The sequence below is a fragment of the Ohtaekwangia sp. genome (genome assembly GCF_036568665.1).
Classification (GTDB): domain Bacteria; phylum Bacteroidota; class Bacteroidia; order Cytophagales; family Cyclobacteriaceae; genus Ohtaekwangia.
The window spans coordinates 1-3,591 of the sequence record NZ_DATCSD010000213.1; the positions used below are offsets into that span (position 1 = coordinate 1).

At 44.4% G+C, this 3,591-nt stretch carries 3 protein-coding genes and 1 pseudogene; 3 read left to right on the forward strand and 1 reads right to left on the reverse strand.

Annotated features, from left to right (window positions below; translation table 11 throughout):
* The coding region (locus VIN08_RS11775; RefSeq protein ID WP_331964920.1) for a hypothetical protein at positions 1 to 1,634 on the reverse strand (1,634 nt) is incomplete at its 3' end.
* 402 nt (positions 1,635 to 2,036) lie between these two features.
* On the opposite strand from VIN08_RS11775, the gene VIN08_RS11780 reads away from it, so the two are divergent.
* The 3 genes and pseudogenes from VIN08_RS11780 to VIN08_RS11790 all read left to right on the forward strand — a co-directional run.
* Positions 2,037 to 2,894 (forward strand): AraC family transcriptional regulator, encoded by an 858-nt coding sequence (locus tag VIN08_RS11780; RefSeq protein WP_331964922.1) that lies wholly within the window; start codon positions 2,037 to 2,039, stop codon positions 2,892 to 2,894.
* Between the two features lie 92 nt (positions 2,895 to 2,986).
* Positions 2,987 to 3,205 (forward strand): hypothetical protein, encoded by a 219-nt coding sequence (locus VIN08_RS11785; RefSeq protein WP_331964924.1) that lies wholly within the window; start codon positions 2,987 to 2,989, stop codon positions 3,203 to 3,205.
* A gap of 83 nt (positions 3,206 to 3,288) precedes the next feature.
* A pseudogene (locus VIN08_RS11790) lies at positions 3,289 to 3,591 on the forward strand (NAD(P)/FAD-dependent oxidoreductase); the annotation flags it as partial.

A 3,591-nucleotide genomic window follows, 5' to 3' on the forward strand; every position in this document is an offset into this window, starting at 1 on the left:
GGTATAAATGCAGCAGTACTGTTTTTCACGGAAGGATCTGCATCTTTCAGAATGGTGTTCAGTTTTTCCTTTAATGCATTAGCACGTTCTGTGTCGTGTAGCTGTTGAGCAGCCTGCCATTCACCTTTTAGGGAGTGAATACGACCGGGTGAATACTTAAGTGCCGCTTCATAATGTTTAAGAGCTTCCTGCGGCTTGTTGTTGGCCAGGAAAAAATCGCCTATATATTCGTTGGCGGGTTTGATAACAACCGGTGGTCCAATGTGCGGACTGGTTTCTTTTTCTACAGCGGCCAGGAAGAATTTTTCGGCCGCAGCCAGATCATTTCGCAACCACGCATCCATGCCCTTTACTTCAAGCATCATCAAGGCCGATAGCCTGATCTCTCCTTTGGTAGGCACTTTATCCTTCAGGGGTTTTACACCGCATACAGTAATGTTATCGCTGGTAGCAAGACGTTGCTCGCTATAGGTTTGATCTTTTTCCATTTCAGCAATAATGGGAGGAAGCGCAGCCTGGTCTTTGCGATGAAAAGCTTTCGAAGCATTGATCCACCGGTTGGCACTGCGAAAAAGAAACTGCATGTCATCTGTATTTACCGGTATATCTGCGAGTGAATCAGTCCACTGATCCGTTTCTTCGAGATACTGTCCTTTCATTACCATCAGATGAAATCGTGCTTCGGTGCTGGGCAGCTCGCGGGTATAGCGAATCTGTTCGCGCAAGGTATTATAAGCCTTGCTGAATTGTCCGCGCTGCAAATAACCATATTGCAGCCAAAGATGTGTATGATACGACAGGTCATCGTTGGTAAGTCTTTGCTTTTGTACTTTATCGATACTCGCCTGCCAGGCTACTTCATTGGAAGAAACTACGCGATCCCACATGCCGAGCGCCAGGTATATATGCGAAGGCATGTGCAGGGCGTGTGCCGAATAACTGGCTTCAACGGCATAGCTATGCGCAGCTTCCAATGCACGGTCTGCCAGGTCGGGGTGATCATCGGCATGAATAAGATAATGCAATGCACCCGGGTGACGCGGATTTTCTTTTAGTATAGCTTTTACAATCTCGGCACTCTTGTCGTTGAGGCTATCCGCCAGGCTCCAGCTTTTTTTAGTAGCCAGCAACGCCAGCGCATAGAAGGCGGCCGCTTCATGATTGCCCGGATTGTTAGTATATACCTCTTGCATCTGCACGGCATACGCTTTGTCGCGATCGGGTTTGGACGGGCCTTCTTCGAAGAGAACATTGATAGCCTGTATAAATCCTTTTTCCATAGGCGTGGCCGCTTTGGCAACACGTTCTTCAGCGGTAGGTGCTAAACGTTTTAAAGCCGCGCGTGATTTATCGATGTCCAGGTCGCCCCATACCGTGTGGTTATAGGTCATTGCTTCGCCCCAATAAGCCATCGTAAATGCAGAGTCTTTGTGCTGTGCTTCGCGAAAGCTTGCAGCCGCTTCTTCGTATTCAAAGTTGTGAAGCAGTAAGAGACCTTTTTGAAAATCGGGCATCGCCTCTGCACTTCCGGTAACATCAAACGGCAATACCGGAAGGCTCGCTATATCTTCGTGGGATTTTGATGCGCACGCCAGGAGAAACATCAGCCCGATATAGCAAAAGGAAATTCTCATGATGGTTGGTATTAAAATGTAATTTCGTCATTAGTAAGAGAGTGTGTAGGGAAGATCGGATCATACCGATATCGGAGTGCAGGCCACGCCATTGCTTGCCGGGACGACAATCACTATCCGGATGAGTAAGGTTGCTGTTGTATATACATGACGAGAGGGTTTAAATTACAACGTGCAAAGCGCTGCCCACAAAAGAAATTCCTGTACATCACCGCGCTCTGCTAAGATAACGTTTAACCAGTAATTTTATATTGTAAAAAAACGACAATCTATCCCATAATCATGTGAAGTTTTCAATAGTCTCACTATCGCGATGGCTTGTTGCGGGGAACTGTTCATCGTGGCTAAAGATTATCCCGTTACCACTATCAATCGAAATGTAGTATATATTTGATGCTGTAAATGAAAAACATTCCCATACGATATCTTTCCGGAGCACAGGCAGAACTGAATCATTCAGAGAATTTCAATATACGTGATCTGCAAAAGGTAACAGGAGGCAAGGACATGGTTCAGGAATTGCACCGGCATGATTTCAACTATATTCTTGTTGTAAAAAAGGGAGGTGGTAAGCACACGATAGATTTTACGGCTTATCCCGTTGCTGATCATTCCGTTTTCTTTATGCGCCCCGGGCAGGTACATCAACTTATGCTGACAGGTAAGAGCACCGGGTATTTACTGGGATTTAAAACTGATTTCTATGCCGCGCATAACCCTGTAGCGAATCAATTGTTGCGTAAGGCCGGCAGTATAAATTTCTATAAACTGGATGCTGGCAGATTTAAGAAACTGATTCCTATAACGAGCTATATTTTGCAGGAATATACCGATAAGCAGCAAGGCTACCAGGAAGTTATTAAAGCAAACCTGAATATTCTTTTTGTTGAGCTTACGCGACAGAGAGAAAAAGCTTCTTCGAACAATGCTAATCTATATACCCAGGAGCGACTGGAGAAATTTCTGGAACTACTGGACGCAAACATTTCCAAGCATAAGCAAGTAGCCTACTATGCCGATGCGCTCAATCTTTCTTCTTATCAATTGAATGCTATTACGCGGGCTGCGTTGGGTAAAACATGTTCAGATCTTATTACAGAATATATACTGCTGGAAGCCAAACGATATTTACTGGCAACACCTAACCAGGTGAGCCAGGTTGCCTACCAGTTAGGGTATGAAGATGTATCTTATTTTATCCGCTTCTTTAAAAAACATACCGGGTATTCGCCCGAAGCATTCCGGCAGAATTTTAAATAAGTCCTATCGAACTGCACGGTTGTCCTATCCTGTACTTTCTGCAGCAGCTACTTTTGTAATAACAAAATGGATTATAAAAGTAGTTATCGTATATGAAAACAAAAGCAAAATTAATTGTGTCGTTAAAGATATGGACAGTGATCTATCCGTCCATTACACTGTTTCTTTTTCTGTTTGGAGAAGCCTTGTCTGCATTGCCGCTATACCAGCGAACATTCCTGCTCACCATATCGCTGGTACCCTGGATTGTATTTGTGGGAGTACCATTGGTTGATGCGTTTATTCGTCTGTTACCTTTTAAAAAGGAATAGTGATTTTTATACTATATAGTCAGGTGCGCCTTGTATAGACGCACTTGCTTCTTTATTTCTGTGATTGTATAAAATATACCTGAATGAACGATACTGAATTTTTTGATGCCATTATAATAGGAGGAAGCTATTCAGGACTCGCAGCTGGTATGGCGCTTGGCCGGGCACTGCGACAAGTCTTAATTATTGATAGTGGTTTCCCCGGCAACCGGCAAACACCGCACTCGCATAACTTTCTTACACAGGATGGAAAAACGCCCGGTGAAATTGCCACACTTGCCCGGCAGCAGGTGGAGAGATATAGCACGGTAACATTCCTGAAAGGTATAGCAACAAAAGGAATAAGAACAGCGGCAGGTTTTGAAATACAGACAGCGGCAGGTGAA

Coding starts and splice junctions, on each gene's coding strand:
- VIN08_RS11780 (WP_331964922.1), top strand. CDS start 2,037: ATGAAAAACATTCCCATACGATATCTTTCCGGAGCACAGGCAGAACTG.
- VIN08_RS11785 (WP_331964924.1), top strand. CDS start 2,987: ATGAAAACAAAAGCAAAATTAATTGTGTCGTTAAAGATATGGACAGTG.